The 19,860-nt window shown below is 70.7% G+C and carries 15 protein-coding genes; 12 read left to right on the forward strand and 3 right to left on the reverse strand.

All coding sequences use genetic code 11. The annotated features are described in order from the left end of the window. Positions 1 to 686 precede the first annotated feature (686 nt). The gene (locus tag AAIL17_RS13710; protein ID WP_424683414.1) at positions 687 to 1,169 is read right to left on the reverse strand and encodes a hypothetical protein; all 483 of its coding nucleotides are present in this window, start codon (positions 1,167 to 1,169) and stop codon (positions 687 to 689) included. Here AAIL17_RS13710 and AAIL17_RS13715 point away from each other — a divergent pair. Continuing rightward, entirely contained in the window at positions 1,168 to 2,466 is a 1,299-nt protein-coding gene (locus AAIL17_RS13715) for an SDR family oxidoreductase (RefSeq protein ID WP_424683415.1), read from the forward strand. The two genes, AAIL17_RS13710 and AAIL17_RS13715, sit on opposite strands and share 2 nt — an antisense overlap. Next, complete coding sequence (locus tag AAIL17_RS13720; RefSeq protein ID WP_424683416.1) at positions 2,466 to 2,933, forward strand: DUF2269 family protein; 468 nt, start codon at positions 2,466 to 2,468, stop codon at positions 2,931 to 2,933. Before AAIL17_RS13715 ends, AAIL17_RS13720 begins: the two co-directional genes overlap by 1 nt. Positions 2,934 to 2,987: 54 nt before the next feature. Here the strand turns inward: AAIL17_RS13720 and AAIL17_RS13725 are convergent, their stop codons facing one another. Next, on the reverse strand, positions 2,988 to 4,934 hold the full coding sequence (locus AAIL17_RS13725) for an acetyl-CoA hydrolase/transferase C-terminal domain-containing protein (protein WP_424683464.1): 1,947 nt from the start codon (positions 4,932 to 4,934) through the stop codon (positions 2,988 to 2,990). Positions 4,935 to 4,998: 64 nt separating this feature from the next. On the opposite strand from AAIL17_RS13725, the gene AAIL17_RS13730 reads away from it, so the two are divergent. The 3 genes from AAIL17_RS13730 (at position 4,999) to AAIL17_RS13740 (ending at position 9,517) form a co-directional block, all read left to right on the forward strand. Further along, on the forward strand, positions 4,999 to 6,441 hold the full coding sequence (locus tag AAIL17_RS13730; RefSeq protein ID WP_424683417.1) for a phospholipase D-like domain-containing protein: 1,443 nt from the start codon (positions 4,999 to 5,001) through the stop codon (positions 6,439 to 6,441). A gap of 163 nt (positions 6,442 to 6,604) precedes the next feature. After that, positions 6,605 to 7,960: an exodeoxyribonuclease VII large subunit gene (gene xseA / locus AAIL17_RS13735; RefSeq protein WP_424683418.1), complete on the forward strand. Its 1,356-nt coding sequence runs from the start codon at positions 6,605 to 6,607 to the stop codon at positions 7,958 to 7,960. 123 nt (positions 7,961 to 8,083) lie between these two features. Further along, positions 8,084 to 9,517 carry an aldehyde dehydrogenase family protein gene (locus AAIL17_RS13740; protein WP_424683419.1) on the forward strand — a complete coding sequence of 478 codons (1,434 nt, stop codon included), beginning with the start codon at positions 8,084 to 8,086 and terminating at the stop codon, positions 9,515 to 9,517. Between the two features lie 10 nt (positions 9,518 to 9,527). Here the strand turns inward: AAIL17_RS13740 and AAIL17_RS13745 are convergent, their stop codons facing one another. Continuing rightward, positions 9,528 to 10,295, reverse strand: a complete 768-nt coding sequence (locus AAIL17_RS13745; RefSeq protein ID WP_424683420.1) for a YdcF family protein — start codon at positions 10,293 to 10,295, stop codon at positions 9,528 to 9,530. A gap of 192 nt (positions 10,296 to 10,487) precedes the next feature. Between AAIL17_RS13745 and AAIL17_RS13750 the strand changes: the two genes are divergently transcribed. From AAIL17_RS13750 to AAIL17_RS13780, 7 genes are all read left to right on the forward strand, one after another. Next, positions 10,488 to 11,099 (forward strand): IMPACT family protein, encoded by a 612-nt coding sequence (locus AAIL17_RS13750; RefSeq protein ID WP_424683421.1) that lies wholly within the window; start codon positions 10,488 to 10,490, stop codon positions 11,097 to 11,099. A 56-nt stretch (positions 11,100 to 11,155) separates the two neighbouring features. Beyond that, positions 11,156 to 12,871, forward strand: coding sequence for a vWA domain-containing protein (locus AAIL17_RS13755; RefSeq protein ID WP_424683422.1), 1,716 nt, complete (start codon positions 11,156 to 11,158; stop codon positions 12,869 to 12,871). Between the two features lie 135 nt (positions 12,872 to 13,006). Further along, positions 13,007 to 13,561, forward strand: a complete 555-nt coding sequence (locus AAIL17_RS13760; RefSeq protein WP_424683423.1) for an RNA polymerase sigma factor — start codon at positions 13,007 to 13,009, stop codon at positions 13,559 to 13,561. Beyond that, positions 13,558 to 14,340, forward strand: a complete 783-nt coding sequence (locus AAIL17_RS13765; protein ID WP_424683424.1) for a hypothetical protein — start codon at positions 13,558 to 13,560, stop codon at positions 14,338 to 14,340. The genes AAIL17_RS13760 and AAIL17_RS13765 overlap by 4 nt, the downstream gene beginning before the upstream one ends. 198 nt (positions 14,341 to 14,538) lie before the next feature. Then, positions 14,539 to 16,527 (forward strand): OPT family oligopeptide transporter, encoded by a 1,989-nt coding sequence (locus tag AAIL17_RS13770; RefSeq protein WP_424683425.1) that lies wholly within the window; start codon positions 14,539 to 14,541, stop codon positions 16,525 to 16,527. A gap of 122 nt (positions 16,528 to 16,649) precedes the next feature. Then, positions 16,650 to 18,422 carry an ABC transporter transmembrane domain-containing protein gene (locus tag AAIL17_RS13775; RefSeq protein ID WP_424683426.1) on the forward strand — a complete coding sequence of 591 codons (1,773 nt, stop codon included), beginning with the start codon at positions 16,650 to 16,652 and terminating at the stop codon, positions 18,420 to 18,422. Positions 18,423 to 18,873: 451 nt separating this feature from the next. Continuing rightward, on the forward strand, positions 18,874 to 19,860 hold the full coding sequence (locus tag AAIL17_RS13780) for a ligase-associated DNA damage response exonuclease (protein WP_424683427.1): 987 nt from the start codon (positions 18,874 to 18,876) through the stop codon (positions 19,858 to 19,860).

Raw genomic sequence — 19,860 nt, forward strand, 5'->3', positions numbered from 1 at the left:
GGTGAGATAAGAGCTAGGTGCCGCCTCGCCTTGATGGGTACGCGCCTGCTCATAGAGGAGCTGCCGCCGCTTTACCTTCGGGCGCTCGGGAGTTGAGGCGAGGGAGGCATGCCGTGTGTTTGACGGTGTCGGCGTCGGCCACTGTTTTCGTTGCGCGGGCGTCGTCTCCGCGACGGTGATGGCTGCGGTTGAGGAGCTGGTGGGCTGAAGCCCACCCTACTCAGCGCACCGCAGGGTGAGCTTCAGCCCATCCAGCAAGCACCACACACATCACGCACACACCGATTGCCGTGCCCGCTCTGCAACACCCGGTGAACTCCACACGGCGAGTACCCCTCCCTTGCCTCAGCTCCCGAGCGCCCGCGGTATAGCGGCGGCAGCTCCTCTAAGAGCAAGAGAGGTATTCGGCAAAGCGCAGTGGTACCTAGCTCTTATCTCACCCCGGGCTGAGCAGGCCGTTTCTTTTGGTTACTTTTCTTTGGGTCAGCAAAGAAAAGTGACCCGAGCGCCGTCAGGCGATCGGAAGCCCGCCGCAGGCGAGCCCAGTCGCGGAGGCGCCACGCAAGAGCGACACACAAGCAACACGCCCCCGCGGACATTCCCGCGAGCCCCGGCCCCTCACCCCAGCCCTCTCCCCGGAGGGGAGAGGGAGCAAAAGGCGCGCGCCAGCCGCGCAAATGAGAGATTCAACGGATGTAGCGACGCCGAGCCCAGGCGCCGGCGAACAGGCCCATGCCGAAGGCGACATAGACCACCGCGATCGAAGTGCGGCTGATATGCCGCTCGAACCCCGGCCGGAACCTGGGCGGCGTGACCGTGTAATCGACCACGCAGGCCGCCGTCGCCACCACCGCGGCGCGAGCTGCCGACACCCCCGGCGTCGCGGGACGGCGCAGGCACCACGCTTCGTAGATCCCTGCCCAGAGCAGCGAACTGAAGTGGTGCACGAGATACCCGACAGCCGTGTAGCGCCAGCTCGGCCGCACGTGCCTCTTGGCGCGCCGCCCCCAGAACCACTGGCTGGCCGCGTTGACCCCGGCAAACGGCGCGCGCGCTTCGCACGCACTACACGCCGCCACCACCACGCTCGACAGCACCGCGGCGATGGCGCCGCTGAGGTTGGTGCGGGCGATCCATGAGGGTTTCAGGCGCGCGAGCGGCGTGGGCATGACGGATGGCTCCGGAGGGAACGGGACGCGCCTGCGCGTGCTGGTGCTGGGCGCCGACGGGTTGATCGGCCGCGCCGTGTGCGCTGCGCTGCAGGCGGCCGGCCATCGCCCCGTGCGCGGCATCCGGCACAGGCAGGGTAGCGGCGGCGCGGGTGTAGACCACGTCGAGGTGGACTTCGCGCAGGACACGCAAGCAGCCGACTGGCTGCCACGGCTGCAAGGCATCGATGCGGTGGTCAATGCGGTCGGGATCTTTGCCGAGCACGGCGCGCAGACCTTCCGGCGCATCCACACGCAGACGCCCCGCGCGCTGTTCGCGGCGTGCCGCGAGGCCGGCATCACGCGCGTGGTGCAGATTTCCGCGCTCGGCGCCGACGAGCACGCGGGCAGCCGCTTCCATCGCAGCAAGCGCGCCGGCGACGCGGCGCTGCGCGCGATGGTGCCGACCGGCACGGTGCTGCAGCCGTCGCTGGTGTTCGGCCCGGCCGGCGCGAGCAGCCGCATGCTGATGCTGCTTGCGTGGCTACCGCTGGCGGTGCTGCCCGGCAGCGGGCACCAGCGCATCCAGCCGATCCACGTGGACGACGTGGCTGCGCTGGTGGTGCGCCTGCTGGAGGACGACCGCCGTCCCGCTTGCGTGCCGGCGGTGGGACCGCAGCCGCTGTCGCTGGCGCGCTATCTCGGCGTGTTGCGCCATGCGCTGGGCGGAAACCGGCTGCGCGTGCTCGGCATTCCCACGGCCTGGCTGGCGCGTTTCGGCCGGCTCGGCGGGCACTGGGTCGACCGCGAGGCGCTCGCGATGCTCGATCGGGGCAACACCGCCGATGCCGCACCCGCCACGCGCTGGCTGGGCCATTCACCGCGGCCACCGCGGCTGTTCCTGTCGCGCGCCGAGGCGGCGGACATGCGCGCGCTGCTCGCCTGGCACGTGTGGTCGCTGGTGGGACGCATCGCCGTGGCGCTGGTGTGGCTGGCGACCGCCGTGCTTTCGCTGGGCGTGTACCCGGTGGCCGGCAGCCTCGCCCTGCTCGCCGGTGTCGGGCTGCACGGTGCGATCGCGTACGTGGCGCTGTATGGCGGCGCCCTGCTCGATCTTGCGCTGGGCATCGCCACGCTTGCCTTGCACGGCCGAGCGCTGCGGCTGGCCTACCTCGCGCAGGTTGCGCTGATCCTTTCCTACACGGCCATCATCACGGTCGCCCTGCCCGCGTTCTGGCTGCATCCGTTCGGGCCGATCCTGAAGAACCTGCCGATGCTGGCGCTGATCGGCGCGCTGTACGCCACGGAACGGCGCTGATGGACTATCTCGTCGTCAAGTGGTTGCACGTGCTCTCGTCCACGCTGCTGTTCGGTACCGGCATCGGTACGGCGTTCTATCTGCTGGTGGTGAGCCTGCACCGCGACGTGCGCGTCGTGGCAGTGGTGGCGCGCTACGTGGTGATCGCCGACTGGCTGTTCACCGCGACCACGGTGGTGTTCCAGCCGGTGAGCGGCTTCTGGATGACGCACTGGGCAAGAATTTCCTGGCGCAGCGGCTGGGTCGGCGGGTCGGTGCTGCTGTATGCGCTGGCGGTGGCGTGCTGGCTGCCGGTGGTGGTGCTGCAGATGCGCATGCGCGACCTCGCCGTCGAGGCCGATGCAGCGGGGCAGCCGTTGCCACCAGCGTACTGGCGCGCGTTCCGCTTGTGGATCGCGCTGGGTGTACCGGCTTTCTTCGCCTTCGTGGCGGTGTTCTACCTGATGGTGGTCAAGCCGCCCTTGTAGGGTAGGTGGGCTTCGGCCCACCTCGCCGTACCGGGATGGTGGGCTGAAGCCACCCTACGCGGAATGTGCGTGTCGCAGGGCGGCGAGGACGAGGCGGCGCTGCAGGCGATCGGCGACGCCCTTGGGATGGGCCAGTTGCATGCGATCGAGCGCCGCTGCCTCGCCCGCCACCGGCTCGCCGGGCCGCATGAAGGCCCTGGCCAGCGCGAGGCGCCCGCGCCAGGTCGCGCCCTGCTCCTTCAACCAGCCCAGCGCGGGCAGCAACTGTTGCTCCACTTCGTCGAAATCGCTGCCGAACGGGAACGTCGGCAGCATCCCGCCGCGCCGCAGCGGCGCCAGCGCCTCGGCCAGGCAGTCGGGTCGATGCCGGCGCCACGCCTCGGGGATGCGGAAGCCGGGTGCGAGCTTGCCGTTCGCCTTGGCCTCGGCCGCCAGCGCGTCGAGGAAGCGTGCGTCGCAGATCGACAGCATCGCCTCGATGCACTCGCTGTCGCTCTTGCCGCGCAGGTCGGCGGCGCCGTACTCGGTCACCACGATGTCGCGCAGGTGGCGCGGGATGGTGGTGTGGCCGTAGTCCCAGCGGATGTTGGTGCGCACCTCGCCGCCTTCGCGGCGGGTCGCGCGCAGCAGCAGGATCGAGCGGCCGTCGTCCAGCTCGTGCGCCATCGCCACGAAGTTGTACTGGCCGCCCACGCCGCTGACCACCTGGCCGTCCTCCAGCGCGTCCGACACGGCGGCGCCGAGCAGCGTGGCCATCATGCAGGTGTTGAAGAAGCGCGCGCCGCGGCGCTGCAGCGCGGCCAGGCTCTGATGGTCACCGTAGAGCTGGTTGACGTTGGAGACCGGGCACATGTCGATCGCGTCGGGATCAGCGGCCTCGGTGGCATCCAGCCACTTGTACAGTTCACGGCTGCCGAGGAAGAACGCGCCGCGCAGGTAGTGCCCGCCGGGCGTGGCCGGGTTCAGGCGCCCGGCCGCCGCGGCCTTCTCGAGCGCGAGGTTGTCCCAGCTCCGGCGCTTGAGGATGCCGGCGCGGGCCAGGTGCATGAAGCCGTCCATCACCATTTCGCTGGCGCCGTACAGGCCCGCCTCGAATGGCTCCAGGCCACCGATGCGCCGGGCCAGCGACAGGGTCGGGCTTTCGCCGTCGAGCGCGCGCAGGCCGTCGCGCCAGGCGGTGTTGTCCCGCTGGCGCAGCAGCAAGCTGTGCACCAGCGCATCGGACAACGCGCCGATGCCGATCTGCAGGCAGCCGCCGTCCTTCACCAGCGCGCTGGCGTTGAGACCGATGGCGTACTCGGCCACGCCCACCGGCGTGCGCGGCAGGGCGAACAGGCGCGGTGATTGCGGCGGCGCCAGTTCCAGGTCGAAGAAATCGGCCGGCACCTCCGCGTGCCCGCTCAGGTACGGCAGGTCCGGATGCACCACCGCCACGCACATCGGCCGCGGCTTGCCGGCGCGCTCGCATTGCGCCAGGAAGTCGAGCGTCAGGTCCGGGTTGCTGGAGAGGCTGTAACGCACGCCCGCGGGCGTCTCGCGCCGGGCCACCAGTTGCACCAGCAGGTTGACGTCCTGCGCCACCAGGTCGCGCGCCACGTGCGTGTAGTTCTGGCTGATGTAGTCGCATTGTGCCCGCGGTGCGTGCAGCAGCGCACCGGACTGCAGGTAGAACTCGTGCACCGCCACGTTGGTGGGGAGGGCGTGGCGCTGTTCCGCCAGGGTGTACTCCGGATCGTCGAAGTCGGCGCCGAAATGCCGGTCGAGGAACGGTTGGAGAAAGCGTTGTTCCAGCCCGGGCTTAGGTCGCGGCCGGGTCAACGAAAGCGCGGTGTAGAGGCTGAGCGCACGGGCCGGATCGGCCACCGTCAACCGGTAGAGCGCGTTGAGCAGGCCGTGCGGCTTGCCCAGGCCCAGCGGCGCGGCGACGCACAGGTGCGGCCCCAGCCGATCGGCGATGAGCTGTGCGCAGGCGGCGGTGTCCGTAAGGCGCGCGGGCGGCATGCGCGGATGATGGCAGAAGCGGGGCGCGCCGCGCATCAGGGCCGCGACGTCGGCGCGCCGGACCATGCCCTACACTCGCGCCATGGCGACGACTCCGCTGATTCCATCCGCGCCCAGCCGCTTCCTGGCCGAACAGGCGTTGAGCCGCGCCGCCGGCGCTCCGCTGATCGGCGGCAACGCGGTCGAGCTGCTGATCGATGCGCAGGCGCATTTCGATGCCTGGCTGGCGGCCATCCGCGGCGCCCGCGAGCGGGTGCTGCTGGAGAACTACCTGATCAGCGACGACGTGGTCGGCCGCGCCTTCCGCGACGCCCTGGTCGAGCGCGCGCGCGCCGGCGTCACCGTGGCGGTGGTGTGCGACTGGCTCGGTTGCCTGGGCCAGTCCGGCCATGCGTTCTGGCAACCGCTGCGCCGCGCCGGCGGCGAGGTGCGCGTGTTCAACCCGCCGCAACTGGGCAAGCCGTTCGGCTGGATCACCCGCGACCACCGCAAGCTGCTGGTGGTCGACGGCCAGTTGGGGTTCCTTTCCGGCGTGTGCATCAGCGCGCGCTGGCTGGGCAACGCGGCGCGCGGCGTGCCGCCCTGGCGCGACACCGGCGTGGTGCTGCGCGGTCCGTCGGTGGGCGAGCTGGAACAGGCCTTCGCGCAGAGCTGGGCGAGCCTGGGCAAGCCGCTGGCGCTGCCGCCGCCGGAGGACAGGACCGCCGGCGAGATCGCGCTGCGCGTGATCGCCACCCAGCCTGCCACCGCCGGCATGTACCGCCTGGACCAGCAGGTGGCCGCGATGGCGCGCCGCACCCTGTGGATCACCGACGCCTATTTCGTCGGCATGGCGCCCTACGTGCAGGCGCTGGCCTCGGCCGCGCGCGACGGCGTGGACGTGCGTCTGCTGGTGCCCGGCACCAGCGACATCCCGCTGGTCGCCGGGATGTCGCGCTCGGGCTACCGGCCGCTGCTCAAGGCGGGCATCCGCGTGTTCGAGTGGAACGGCTCGATGCTGCACGCCAAGACCGCGGTGGCCGATGGCCAGTGGGCGCGGGTGGGCTCGTCCAACCTCAACATCGCCAGCTGGTTGGGCAACCGCGAGATCGACGTGGCGGTGGAGGACACCGGCTTCGCCGGGCAACTGGCCGAGCAGTACGAACAGGACCTCACCAACGCGACCGAGATCGTGCTCGCGCCGCGCCGGCGCCGACCGCACATCTCGCGCGTCAGGAGCAGCACCGAGCGTCCGCCGCGGCCCAAACGCCCGGGTGGCAGCACCAGCCGGGCCGCGGCCGGCGCCCTGCGCATCGCCAATACCGTCGGCGCCGCGCTGACCGACCGCCGCGTGCTCGGCGACACCGCGCGCGGCCCGCTGCTGGCCGGCATCGCCGTGCTGGCTGTGCTGGCGGTGGTGGCGCTGGCGTGGCCGAAGGTGGTGAGCTGGCCGATCGCGGTGCTGGCGGCGTGGTTCGCGCTGAACCTGGCGATCCGCCTGTGGCGGTTGCGCAAGCGCAGCGAGTAGCCGCTTTGTGTAGCTTCGTAGGGTGGGCTTCAGCCCACCGGGCGTCCGCGGAAAAGCTGGTGGGCTAAAGCCCACCCTACACCGATCTCCACATGAGGCATTGCCTGCACTTGTCCGTCCAAGCGCATGTTCGGCAAGCGCTTCATGCTAGGCTCGACGGTCCATGCGCTCCCCTGATCAAGCCACCACCCCGCCGCGCAACATCCTCACACCGAGCACGCTCAACCGGCTGGTGCGCGGGCTGCTGGAGGATGCGCTGCCGCTGGTGTGGATCGAGGGCGAGCTGTGCAACGTGTCGCGGCCGGCCTCCGGGCACCTCTACTTCACCCTGAAGGACGCCGGCGCCCAGGTGCGCGCGGCGATGTTCAAGCCCAAGAGCGGCTGGCTGCGCTTCAAGCCCGCCGACGGCATGCACGTGCTGGTGCGCGCGCGGGTGGGCCTGTACGAGCCACGCGGCGAGTTCCAGCTGGTCGCCGAACACATGGAACTGGCCGGCGAGGGCGCGCTGCGGCGCGAGTTCGAACTGCTCAAGGCGCGGCTCGATGCCGAAGGCCTGTTCGAGCCTTCGCGCAAGCGTCCCCTGCCCCGCTACGTCCGCCGCCTCGGCGTGATCACCTCGGCCACCGGCGCGGCGATCCGCGACGTGCTGAGCGTGCTGCGCCGGCGCTGGCCGCTGGTCGAGGTCGAGGTGCTGCCGGTGCCGGTGCAGGGCCGCGAGGCGCCGCCGGCGATCGCGGCGATGCTGCGCAAGGCCTCGGCCAGCCACCGCCACGACGTGCTGCTGCTGACCCGGGGCGGCGGCTCGCTGGAAGACCTGATGGCTTTCAACGACGAGGGCGTCGCCCGCGCCGTGCACGCCAGCGCGGTGCCGGTGGTGAGTGCGGTCGGCCACGAGATCGATTTCTCCATCGCCGACTTCGTCGCCGACCTGCGCGCGGCCACGCCGTCAGCGGCGGCCGAATTGCTGGTACCCGACGCCGTGGCGCTGCGCCGCCACCTCGGCCAGTTGGCGCAACGACTGCAACGGCTGCAGCGCCGGCGCCTGCAGGCACAGACCCAGCGGGTCGACCACCTGCTGGCCCGCCTGCAGGCGCAACGGCCGCAGGCGCGGCTGGCGCGTGACCGCCAGCGGCTCGACCAGTTGCACCGACGCCTGCACGCCGCACTGCGCGAGCAGACGCGCGACCGCGCCATACGCCTCGACCGCCTGCATGCTCGGCTGCTGGCGCAGCATCCGCGCCAGCGCCTGCAACTGCTGCAGCGGCGCCTGGCCGAGCGCGAGCGCTCGCTGCTGCAATGCATGAACCACCGCCTCGAGCGCGCCCGGCTGACCTTGCGCCAGTCCGCTCGTGCACTGCAGGCGGTCAGCCCATTGGCCACGCTGGAGCGCGGTTACGCCATCGTGTTCGACAGCGAGGGCCGCGTGCTGCGGGCGGCAAAAAATGCGCCGCCCGGCACGCCCTTGCGCGCGCGGCTGGCCGAAGGCGAGCTTTCGCTCAAGGTCACCGAGGACCCGTAGGGTGGGCTTAAGCCCACCACCGTCGCACCGGGATGATGAGCTGAAGCCCACCCTGCGCCTTGCGGCTCACGCGTCGGCAACGCAGGCGGCGGCAACCTTTCATGCGCCCTCCGGGAGACGTCCATGCTCGACAAGACCTACCCCTACTACCTCGCCAACCGCCCGCAACAACCCAACGCCGACCTCGAGGTGCGCGACAAGTACAGCGGCAAGGTGGCAACCCGCGTGGCCGTGCCCGATGCCCGCGCGATCGAGAAGGCGATCGCCGCCGCGGTAAAGGCCGCCGCTCCGATGCGTGCGTTCAAGCCGTGGGCACGGCAGGCGGTGCTGGAACACTGCGTGGCGCGCTTCGAGGAGCGCCGCGACGAGCTGGCGATGGCGCTGTGCGTGGAGGCGGGCAAGCCGATCAAGGACGCCGCCGGCGAGGTGACCCGGCTGATCGAGACCTTCCGCATCGCCGCCGCCGAGGCCGTGCGCATCGATGGCGAAACACTCAACCTGGAACTCGCCCCGCGCCTGGATGGCTACCACGGCTACACGAAGCGGGTGCCGATCGGGCCGGTGTCCTTCATCACGCCCTTCAACTTCCCGCTCAACCTGGTCGCGCACAAGGTGGCGCCGGCGATCGCCGCCGGCTGCCCGTTCGTGCTCAAGCCGTCCGAAAAGACGCCGATCGGCGCGCTGATCATCGGCCAGGTGCTGGCCGAGACCGACCTGCCCCGCGGCGCCTTCTCGATCCTGCCGGTAGACGGCCAGCACGCCGCACCGCTGGTCGAGGACGAACGCTTCAAGCTGCTCTCCTTCACCGGCGGGCAGATCGGCTGGGATCTCAAGGCCCGCGCCGGACGCAAGAAGGTGGTGCTGGAACTGGGCGGCAACGCCGCGTGCATCATCGATGGCGACCAGGCGGACAAGCTCGACGCGATCGTCCAGCGGCTGGTGTTCGGCGCCTTCTACCAGTCCGGCCAGAGCTGCATCGGCGTGCAGCGCATCTACGCGCACGCCTCGCTCTACGAGCCGCTGAAGAAGAAGCTCGTCGCTGCCACAAAGAAACTCAAGTCGGGCGATCCGAAAAAGAAGGACGTGTTCATCGGCCCGATGATCGACGAGGCCGCCGCCGAGCGCCTGCAGGGCTGGATCGAGGAAGCCCGCCGCGCCGGCGCGAAGCTGCTGTGCGGCGGCAAGCGGCAGGGCAACATGCTGGAGGCGACGCTGATGGAGGACGTGCCGAGCGAGGCCAAGGCCAACCGGCTGGAAGCGTTCGGCCCGTTCGCGCTGCTGGCGCCGTTCGACACGCTGGACGAGGCCATCGCGCAGGCCAACGACGCCGACTACGGCCTGCAGGCGGGCATCTTCACCGACTCGCTGGAGCACGCCATGCGCGCCTGGGACGAACTGGAACAGGGCGGCGTGATCGTCAACGACATCCCCAGCTTCCGCGTCGACAACATGCCCTACGGGGGCATCAAGCTGTCGGGCTTCGGCCGCGAGGGCGTGCGCTACGCGATCGAGGACATGAGCGAGCTGCGATTGATGGTGATGCGGCGGCCCGGGTGACGGCGGCCGCTCAATCCCCCACCGGCTCCTCGCGTTCCGGCGGCACGTCCGTGCGCCCGCGCCACGCGTACCAGTGGTACAGCGCCATCCCTACGTACTCGTGCAATACCGAGTTGGTGGCATAGAGGTTGTACGCGCTGGGCACCCACGACCACAGCCCGCGCAGGTAGTCCGAGCGCACCGGGATCACCTCCATCCCGAAATGCCGGAACGCGAATACCGCGCGTCGCAGGTGGCGCGCCGAACTCACCAGCCAGATCCGCTCGGCGCCGATCTGCTGCAGCCTGGCGCGCGCAAGCCGCGCGTTTGCCCAGGTATTGAGGCTGCGCGGTTCGAGCACGAGGTCCCCGGCCGGCACGCCCAGGTTCAGCAGCGTGCGACTGTAGGTGCGCGCCAGCGGCTCGCCGGTGCGGTCGGCATCGCCGCCGCTGACCAGCACCGTGCAACGCGCGCCGGCCGCGTGGCAATCGCGGTAGAGCACCACCGCCTCGGAAATGCGCGAATAGGCTGTCTCCCCCGGCTCCAGCGGTCCGCCCGGCGGATAGGTCGACCCCGCGGTCAGCAGCACGATGGCGTTGGAAGGCGCCCAGTCCAGTGCCGGCCGCTGCACGTAGGGGGCCTGCCAGTAGCGCAGCAGGATCTTGGGCAACGGTCCGCAGCCGACCGCCAGCGCGAAACCCAGCGCCAGCAGCAGGCCCGCCTGGCGCAGCCGCGGCCAACCCAGCAGGCCGGCCAACCAGGCGGCGGCGAGCAGCACGATCAACAATTGCATGGCCATCGGCCCTTCCTCTTCAGACGGTCGAGCTCGGCATTATGCAGAGCCCATGCTGAGCGCCGTGCACACGGCCCGCCCAGGCAGCGGCGGCGCACTAGGGCGTCGCGCTGCATGGCATGCGCCCGGCCCGACGCACGACCACGGCGGCAGGCCATGGCGTGGTACCGTGCCGGCGTTTTCCGGTCCCCTCCGCGCATGTCCGAATCCCTGCACGTCCTCGTCGCCGCCTGCCGGCATGCGCAGGACATCCGCAAGAGCCGCTTTCTCGCACAGGCCGCGCCGGTGCAGGCGGCCGCGCAGGCGATGGCCTTCCTGCACGAGGTGGCCGATCCCGCGGCCACGCACAACTGCTGGGCCTACCGCATCGGCCAGGACTACCGCTTCAACGACGACGGCGAGCCCGGCGGCACGGCGGGGCGGCCGATCCTGCAGGCGATCGAGGGGGCCGGCGTCGACCGCGTGATGGTGGTGGTGACGCGTTGGTACGGTGGCATCAAGCTCGGCGCGGGCGGCCTGGTGCGCGCCTATGGCGGCACCGCGGCCGAATGCCTGCGCCTGGCCGAGCGCGCGCCGCTGGTGGCGATGGCGCGGCTGGGCGTGCGATGCAACTTCGCCGACCTGCCCCTGCTCAAGGCACGTTGCCCCGCCTGGGATGCGCACATCGAACGCGAGTCCTTCGACGCCGGGGGCGCCACGCTGGAGCTGGAACTCCCGGCCGGGCGGCTGGACGAAGCCCGCGCGCGCATCGTCGACCTGACCCGCGGCCAGGCCCGTGTATGGTCGCTGGACGACGAAGCACGGGCCTAACCCCTTTTTGCCGCCGGCTCCGTTTCATCTCCCACACCCCCGAGGGAGATCCGCCGATGAACGTCCTGCGTAGCCTGCTGCTGGCGCTGTTCGTGCTCCTGGTCGGCTGCACCGCGCCCAGGCCATCCACGCCCGAAGCGCCCGCCAAGACCCGCTCTGCCGTGCCCGTGCCGCCAGCCCCGCCGCCGCTGGCCGAAGCTGCGGCGCCGGCCGACACGGCCATGCGCAAGGTCGCGCCGCTGCCCGCCCCGCCGGCGCAGGGCATGCGCCTGATGGCGCAGGTCGCCGCCGCGCCCGGCATTTATCCGATGCCATCCTGGATGGCCCCGCCGACCAACACCGAGCACTACACGCATCGCGAGGACAACCCGGTGCAGCTCGCCGCCGAGCAGCCGGTGTCGACCTTCGGCATCGACGTGGATACCGGGTCCTACACCAACGTGCGACGCATGTTGAACGAGGGCGCGCTGCCGCCGGCCGACGCAGTGCGTGCCGAGGAATTCGTCAACTATTTCGACTACGGCTACACGCCGCCGACCGATCGCACCCAGCCCTTCAGCGTGACCACCGAGCTCGCCCCGGCGCCGTGGAACGCCCAGCGCCAACTGCTGCTGATCGGCATCCAGGGCTACCGCGTGCCGGCGTCGCAGATCCCCGCGGCCAACCTGGTGTTCCTGATCGACACCTCCGGCTCGATGAACGAGCCGGACAAGCTGCCGCTGCTCAAGGCTTCGCTGCGGCAACTGGTGCGCCAGTTGCGCAGGCAGGACCGCGTGGCGATCGTCACCTATGCGGGCAGCGCCGGCGTGGCGCTGCCGTCCACGCCGGGCGACCGGCACGCCACCATCGAGGCGGCCATCGACGCACTCGGCGCCTATGGTTCGACCAACGGCGGCGCCGGCATCGACCTGGCCTACGCGCAGGCCGAGCAGGGTTTCATCAAGGGCGGCGTCAACCGCGTGATCCTGGCCACCGACGGGGACTTCAACGTCGGCATGGTGGACCAGCAGGCGCTGAAGACGCGCATCGAGGACCACCGCAAGAGCGGCATCGCGCTGACCACGCTGGGCTTCGGCGAAGGCAACTACAACGACGCCATGGCGGTGATGCTCGCCGACGTGGGCAACGGCAGTCACCATTACATCGACAGCCTGCAGGAAGGCCGCCGCGTGCTGGTGCAGGAGATGTCCGCCACGCTGCTGACGATCGCGAAGGACGTGAAGATCCAGGTCGAGTTCAACCCCGCGCAGGTGAAGGAATACCGGCTGATCGGCTACGAGAAGCGCGTGCTGCGCCGCGAGGACTTCAACAACGACAAGGTCGACGCCGGCGAGATCGGCGCGGGCGCCAACGTCACCGCGCTGTACGAGATCGTGCCGCAGGGTTCGGACGGCGGACGCATCGATCCGCTGCGCTACGGCGCGGCGAAGGTCGCCGCGAAGCACGGCGATGAACTGGCCTTCCTGCGCCTGCGCTACAAGCTGCCGGGGCAGTCGCACAGCCGATTGATCGAACGGCCGATCGCCGCGCAGGCCTCGGCCCGGGCCAGCGAGCGCCTGCGCTTCGCCGCCGCCGTCGCGGCCTTCGCCGACCAGTTGCGCGGCGGCAAGGGCACCGGCGATTTCGGCTATCGCCGCATCGCTGCGCTCGCCGGCCAGGCACGCGGCAACGATCCGCAGGGCTATCGCGCCGGCTTCGTGCAACTGGTCGGCTTGGCCGACGGCCTCGCCACCCATGCGCCGGACGGCGGCGCGCCCACCGCGGCGCGCTGAGGGCCACCGGCCCCGTCGCCGCGACGGCGGCAGTGGATGCGCATCACGTCCCGCGCATCCCTCCCCGGCCGCAGGCGCGCGGCGGGGCCGGACCCGATGGCAACGCCTGGAACAAATCGCTTACCCTCGCCGGCCATGGACGCCGCGGTCGACCCGGATGCGATGCTGATGCTGGCCTACGCCCGCGGCGACCTGGCCGCGTTCGAGACGCTTTACGCACGCCACCGCGGCACGCTCTACCGCTTCGTGCTGCGCAGCCTGCGCGACCCGGCGCTGGCCGAGGAGGTGTTCCAGGAAACCTGGAGCCGGGTGATCGCCACCCGCGCGCGCTACCAGCCGCAGGCGCGCTTCCGCACCTGGCTGCTGCAGATCGCGCATCACCTCATCGTCGACCAGTTCCGCGCGCGCAAGCCGCAGGCCGGCAACGAGGAGACCGAAGCGGTGTTCGCCCACCTGGCCACGCCCGAGGGCGAGCAGCCGGAGCATGCACTGTCCGAGTTCGAACGCCGCCGCCACCTGCAACGCGCGATCGAAAGTTTGCCCGACGAGCAGCGCACCGCCGTGTTGCTGCGGCTGGAGCACGAACTGAGCCTGGAGGAAATTGCCGAAGTCACCGGCACCGGGCGCGAGACGGTGAAATCCCGCCTGCGCTATGCCATGGACAAACTGCGCGAGACGCTTGCTGAATGACCACCCCGCTGCCACCGCAGGAACCGGAAAAGCTGCCCGGCGAAGCCGAGCTGGCGGCGCTGTACCGCAAGCTGCCGCAGGCCGAACCCGGCCCGGCGCTGGACGAGGCGGTGCTGCGCGCGGCGGCGCAGGCACTGGCGGACGAAGGCCGGCACGCACCGGCCGCGGCGACCGTGCGGCGCCGTCCGCGCTGGCCGATCGCCTGGGGCAGCGCCGCGGCGCTCGTACTCGCCGCCGGCCTCGCCTGGCACATGCGCGAGATGCCCGAGGCCGCCGCGCCTGCCACACCAGGCGCCAGCGCCGACGCCACCCGCAAGGAGACGGCTCCTCCCCCGGCACCCGTGGCTGATACCGAACCGCTGCCGTCCCCGTCGCTGCCGCCTCCGCCGGCCAGGCAGGCCGCCGCAACCGCGAAGCCGAACGAACAGGCGCGCAAGGCCGTCGTGCGTCCTGCCGCCAAGCCGCAGGTCATGCGGCAGGCGGTGGTGCCGCTGCGTCCGGCGCCGCCACCGGTCGAGGAAACGGTCGAGCCGGCTCCGGCACCGGCGCCTGCCTTGGCGCTGCCAGCGCCGCCGCCCGCACCGGCTGCGCCGCCCGCCCCTCCGGCGACGATCACCAGCTTCGTCCCCGCAGGCCCGGCGGCCGAGCTGCAGGCGATCCGCGAGCTGTTCGCCGCGGGCCGCGACAAGGAGGGACGCGAGCGCCTGGTCCGCTTCCATGAGGCGCACCCGGGCTGGTCGCTTCCCGACGACCTGCACGCCCGCCTGCCCAGGCGCTGACCTCACGTGCCCGCAGGGTTGGCTTCAACCCCGTGCGTCTCGCTGGAACGACCGGTGGTCTGCTACGAAAGGGCACGCGATCGGTGGGGGCGTCCGCGCCCATCCACGCTATGCTCCCTCAGCGGCCGCGGGGAGCAGCCGTGAGGGGCACGCCGGTGGCCGGCGTGCAGGGGTCCAACAAAACGGAATCCACATCACGTGACAGTCCAGACCAACAGCGCCGACCGGCGCACCGAACTGACCTTGCGCGGCGTCATCATCGGCGTCGTGATTACCGTCGTGTTCACCGCGGCCAACGTGTTCTTCGGCCTCAAGGCCGGGCTGACCTTCGCCACCTCGATCCCGGCGGCGGTCATCTCGATGGCACTGCTGCGCGGGTTCAAGAACTCCACCATCCAGGAAAACAACGTCGTGCAGACGATCGCCTCGGCGGCCGGCACGCTGTCTTCGATCATCTTCGTGCTTCCGGGCATGATCATGATCGGCTGGTGGACCGGCTTCCCGTTCTGGCTGTCGTTTGCCGTTTGCGCGCTGGGCGGCGTGCTCGGCGTGATGTATTCGATTCCCCTGCGTCGCGCCCTGGTCACCACCTCCGACCTGCCTTACCCGGAAGGCGTGGCTTGCGCGGAGGTGCTCAAGGTCGGCGCCGGCGAGATCGGCTCGGATCCGGCCGAGGGCAGAGCCGGCCTGTTGGCGGTGATCTGGGGTGCCATCGTCTCGGCCGTGTTCGCCATCGTGGTTGCGACCCAGATTTTCGCCGCTGATGTGGCGAGCTATTTCCGTCTCGGCAACCGCGGCGCCACCAGCGGCTTCGATTTCAACCTTTCGTTCGCGCTGTTCGCGATCGGCCATCTGGTCGGACTGTCGGTGGGCATCGCGATGCTGGTGGGCGCGATCATCGGCTGGGGCTGGGGCGTTCCCTACTACTCGCTGCTTACCCATGACGTGACCACCGCCGCGGCGGATCTGGCGCAGGCCACGTGGAGCCACAAGGTGCGCTTCGTCGGCGCCGGCGCGATCGGCGTATCGGCGATCTGGACTCTGGCCAAGCTGGTCAAGCCGGTGATCAGCGGTCTGACCTCGGCGATGGCCGCCTCGCGCGTGCGCAAGGCCGGCAAGGCCGACACGCTGCCGCGCACGGAGCAGGACATCCCGATCGGCCTAGTCGGCCTAGTGACGCTGGCCTGCTTCGTGCCGATCGCCTGGCTGCTCGGCTATTTCGGCTCGATCAGCGGCCTGGGCGACCACGTGGCCGCGCTGGCCATCGGTGGCGTGGCGTACGTGGTGCTGATGGGCTTCTTCGTGTCGACCGTGTGCGGCTACATGGCCGGCCTGATCGGCTCGTCCAACAGCCCGCTGTCGGGCGTGGGCATCCTGGTGGTGATCGGCGCGGCTCTGCTGTTGGTGGCCGGTATCAAGCCGCACGTCTCGCCGGACGCGGGCAAGGCGTTGGTCGCCTTCGCGCTGTTCATCACCTCGGTGGTGTTCACCGTAGCCGCGATTGCCAACAACAACCTGCAGGATCTGAAAACCGGCCAGTTGGTGGACGCCACGCCGTGGAAGCAGCAGGTCGCGCTGGTCATCGGCGTCATCGCCGGCGCGGCGGTCATTCCGCCGGTACTGGATCTGCTCAACGGCGCCTACGGTTTCGTCGGCGTGGCCGGTGCCGGCCCACACGCGTTGCCCGCACCTCAGGCCGGCCTGATCTCCGCCCTCGCGCAGGGCGTGATCACCGGCAACATCGATTGGAGCCTGATCCGCGTGGGCGGCATGATCGGCATCGCGATCATCGTGCTGGACGAGATCCTGGCGCGCACCACGCGTTACATGCGCCTGCCGCCGCTGGCCGTCGGCCTGGGCATCTACCTGCCCACCACCAGCACGCTGATGGTGGTGGTCGGCTCGGTGGTCGGCTGGTATTTCGATCGCCGCGCCGATCGCACCGCCAAACCGGAAACCACCCGCCAGCTAGGCGTGCTGCTGGCTTCGGGACTGATCGTCGGCGAGAGCGTGATCGGTGTGGCGATCGCCTTCATCGTGGGCATCTCCGGCAAGCCGACGCCCCTGGGTCTGGTAGGCCCGGGCTTCGCCGATGCGGCCATAGTCATCGGAGGCCTGGCCTTCGCCGCCGTGGTGTTCGGCATGTATCGCTGGGTGTGGCGCATGGCGCAGACCAGCGAAGCCTGAGGCCGCTCAGGCATGTGGAAAAGCGGGGCGCCTGGCGCCCCGTTTTCTTTCCGGTCGCTCGAACGATTGAACCGGTCCGTACCGGCCCCAACTGTTTTGCTGTCCCTCCCACGGCGAACCTCATGAGCGCTCCCCGCGAACCCGATGCGCGCCCTGCCCGGCGCATTGGCGCCCTGCGCCAGCTCTGGCCTTTCCTCAAGCCGCACAAGGCCTTGGCGATCGGCTGGCTGGTGTTCCTGGCGCTGTCCTCCGGCTCGACGCTGGTACTGCCGATGGCCGTGCGCCACATGATCGACGCCGGCTTCATCCACGCCAGCGGCGAGGCGGTCAACCGCACCTTCCTCGGGCTGTTCGGCGTCGCGCTGGTGCTCGCCTTCGCCACCGCGGGGCGCTACTTCTGCATCACGCTGCTGGGCGAACGCTCGCTGGCGGCGCTGCGCAGCAAGCTCTACGCGCACGTGATCCGGCTGGACGTGGGCTTCTTCGAGCGCTCGCGCGTGGGCGAGCTGACCTCGCGCCTGGGTACCGACACCGAAGTGGTGCAGGCGCTGATCGGTTCGGGCATTTCGGTGGCGTTGCGTAGCGCGGTGATGCTGCTGGGCGCCAGCGCCATGATGGTGTGGACCAGCCCGCGACTGGCCGGCCTCACCGCGCTGGTGATCCCGGCGGTGATGCTGCCGATCCTGGTGTTCGGCCGGCGCGTGCAGAAGCTCTCGCGCGCCAGCCAGGACCGCCTGGCCGACGCCGCCGCGATCGCCAACGAGACGCTCAACGCCGCCCCGGCGGTGAAGGCCTACGCGCGCGAAGGCATCGAAAGCCAGCGCTACGGCCTGGCGATCGCCCGCGCGCTGGACAGCGCGCGCCGGCGCATCGGCATGCGCGCGCTGCTCACCGCGGCGGTGATCGTACTGTTCTTCGGCGCGATCACGCTGGTGCTGTGGGTCGGCGCGCGCGATGTCATGGCGGGCGACCTGGGCGCCGGGATCCTCGGCCAGTTCGTGCTGTACGCAGTCTTCGCGGCCGGTTCGGTGGCCGGCCTGTCCGAGGTCTGGGGCGACGTGCTGCGCGCCGCCGGCGCGATGGAGCGCATCGGCGAACTGTTCGAGGAACGCGCGCAAATCGCCGATCCGCTGCAGCCGCTCGCCCTGCCGCGGCCGGTGCGCGGCGCGCTCGCCTTCGACCACGTCGGCTTCCACTATCCCTCGCGCCCGGACGCCCCGGCGCTGCACGACTTCACGCTCGACATCCGGCCCGGCGAGACGGTCGCGCTGGTCGGCCCCTCGGGCGCCGGCAAGAGCACCGTGTTCGCGCTGCTGCTGCGCTTCTACGATCCGCAGACCGGCGCCATCCGACTCGATGGCATGGACCTGCGCGCGCTGGCGCTGCCCGAGCTGCGCGGCGCCATTGCATTGGTGCCGCAGGAGACGGTGATCTTCGCCGGCAGCGCCGCCGACAATATCCGCTTCGGCCGCCAGGACGCGGGCGACGACGAGGTGCGCGATGCCGCGCACGCCGCCGAGGCGCACGAGTTCATCAGCGCTCTGACCGAGGGCTACGCCGCTGAACTGGGCGAGCGCGGCGTGCGCCTCTCCGGCGGCCAGCGCCAGCGCATCGCCATCGCCCGCGCCATCCTGCGCGACGCCCCGCTGCTGCTGCTCGACGAGGCGACCTCCGCGCTCGACGCGCAATCGGAAGCCGCCATCCAGCAGGCACTCGAACGCCTGGAGAAAGGCCGCACGACCCTGGTCATCGCCCATCGCCTGGCCACCGTGCAGCGCGCCGATCGCATCGTGGTGATGGACGGCGGCCGTATCGTCGCCCAGGGTACGCACGAGAGCCTGCTGGCCGAGGGTGGGCTCTACGCCGAGCTGGCGAGGTTGCAGTTCGTCGCCTGACCGCGCGATGTGGCTCCCTCGCTTGGCTCCCTCTGCCCTCCGGGGAGAGGGCTGGGGTGAGGGGCCGGGGCTCGCGGAGCTCGCTGCGAGCGGTGTCTTCTTTGTCGCTCTTGCGGGGCGTTCCCCGGCTTGGCTGGACTGCGAAGAGCTTCCGATCGCCTGCGGCGCTCGGGTCACTTTCTTTGCTGGCCCAAAGAAAGTAACCAAAGAAACGGCCTGGCTCAGCCCGGTGAGGGATAAGAGCTAGGTGCCCCTGCGCCTTGCCGGGTAGGTCTCTTGCTCTTAGAGGAGCTGCCGCCGCTATACCACGGGCGCTCGGGAGCTGAGGCAAGAAGAGTGCGGGTTTGTGCCGGTCCGCTCTGCGCCCCACGGAGCCTCGGACTCGCTGCACAGTCATCCAGCGGGTCTTTTGTTGCCGCCAACTTGACGTCCACGCACCGAGCATCCGCCTATGCCCGACCTGCTCCTCCAACCCCGCCCCGAGGGCCTCTATTGCCCGGCCGGCGCTTTCTACATCGACCCGGCCGAGCCGGTGGCGCAGGCCGTGGTGACGCATGCACACGGCGACCATGCGCGCCAGGGCAACGCGCGCTACCACGTGGCGCGCGCCGGGCTCGGGCTGATGCGCGAGCGGCTGGGCGAGCCCGCGGCGATCGACGCCTACGACTACGGCGAGCCGTTCACCCTCGGCGAGGTGCGGGTGTCGCTGCATCCTTCGGGCCACATGCTGGGTGCGGCACAGGTTCGGATGGAACACGCCGAGCGCGTGGTGGTGGTCTCGGGCGACTACAAGCGCGAGAGCGACCCTACCTGCGCGCCGTTCGAACCGGTTCCGTGCGACACGTTCGTCACCGAATCGACCTTCGCGCTGCCCGTGTACCGCTGGCCGCCGATGGCGCAGGTGATCGACGAACTCCTTGCCTGGTGGGACGCCTGCGCCCGCCGCAAGGTCCCGGCCCTGCTGTTCTGCTATGCCCTGGGCAAGGCGCAGCGGCTGCTGGCCGAACTCGCGCCGCGGATCGACCGGGTGGTCCACCTGCACGGCGCGCTGCTGCGCCTGACCGAGCTGTACCGCGACGCCGGCGTGGCGATGCCGCCGACGCAGCCGCTGGAGGAAGCGGCGCGCGGCGCGGCGCTGGTGGGCGAACTGATCCTCGCGCCGCCGTCGGCCGCGGGTTCGCCGTGGATGCGGCGCTTCCCCAACGCCTCGACCGCGTTCGCTTCCGGCTGGATGCAGATCCGCGGCAACCGCCGCCGGCGCGGCTACGACCGCGGCTTCGTGGTGTCCGACCACGCCGACTGGAACGGCCTGCTGCGCAGCGTGCGTGACAGCGGCGCCGGGCGCATCTACGTCACCCACGGCGACGGCGACGCGCTGGTGCGCTACCTGCGCGAACAGGGCCACGATGCGCTGCCGTTGGCTGCGTTGGGATCCTGA

The organism is Frateuria sp. YIM B11624 (assembly GCF_049727805.1).
Classification (GTDB): Bacteria; Pseudomonadota; Gammaproteobacteria; order Xanthomonadales; family Rhodanobacteraceae; genus Frateuria_A.

Coding starts and splice junctions, on each gene's coding strand:
- AAIL17_RS13715 (WP_424683415.1), top strand. CDS start 1,168: ATGACGGATGGCTCCGGAGGGAACGGGACGCGCCTGCGCGTGCTGGTG.
- AAIL17_RS13710 (WP_424683414.1), bottom strand. CDS start 1,169: ATGCCCACGCCGCTCGCGCGCCTGAAACCCTCATGGATCGCCCGCACC.
- AAIL17_RS13720 (WP_424683416.1), top strand. CDS start 2,466: ATGGACTATCTCGTCGTCAAGTGGTTGCACGTGCTCTCGTCCACGCTG.
- AAIL17_RS13725 (WP_424683464.1), bottom strand. CDS start 4,934: ATGCCGCCCGCGCGCCTTACGGACACCGCCGCCTGCGCACAGCTCATC.
- AAIL17_RS13730 (WP_424683417.1), top strand. CDS start 4,999: ATGCCCTACACTCGCGCCATGGCGACGACTCCGCTGATTCCATCCGCG.
- xseA (WP_424683418.1), top strand. CDS start 6,605: ATGCGCTCCCCTGATCAAGCCACCACCCCGCCGCGCAACATCCTCACA.
- AAIL17_RS13740 (WP_424683419.1), top strand. CDS start 8,084: ATGCTCGACAAGACCTACCCCTACTACCTCGCCAACCGCCCGCAACAA.
- AAIL17_RS13745 (WP_424683420.1), bottom strand. CDS start 10,295: ATGGCCATGCAATTGTTGATCGTGCTGCTCGCCGCCGCCTGGTTGGCC.
- AAIL17_RS13750 (WP_424683421.1), top strand. CDS start 10,488: ATGTCCGAATCCCTGCACGTCCTCGTCGCCGCCTGCCGGCATGCGCAG.
- AAIL17_RS13755 (WP_424683422.1), top strand. CDS start 11,156: ATGAACGTCCTGCGTAGCCTGCTGCTGGCGCTGTTCGTGCTCCTGGTC.
- AAIL17_RS13760 (WP_424683423.1), top strand. CDS start 13,007: ATGGACGCCGCGGTCGACCCGGATGCGATGCTGATGCTGGCCTACGCC.
- AAIL17_RS13765 (WP_424683424.1), top strand. CDS start 13,558: ATGACCACCCCGCTGCCACCGCAGGAACCGGAAAAGCTGCCCGGCGAA.
- AAIL17_RS13775 (WP_424683426.1), top strand. CDS start 16,650: ATGAGCGCTCCCCGCGAACCCGATGCGCGCCCTGCCCGGCGCATTGGC.
- AAIL17_RS13780 (WP_424683427.1), top strand. CDS start 18,874: ATGCCCGACCTGCTCCTCCAACCCCGCCCCGAGGGCCTCTATTGCCCG.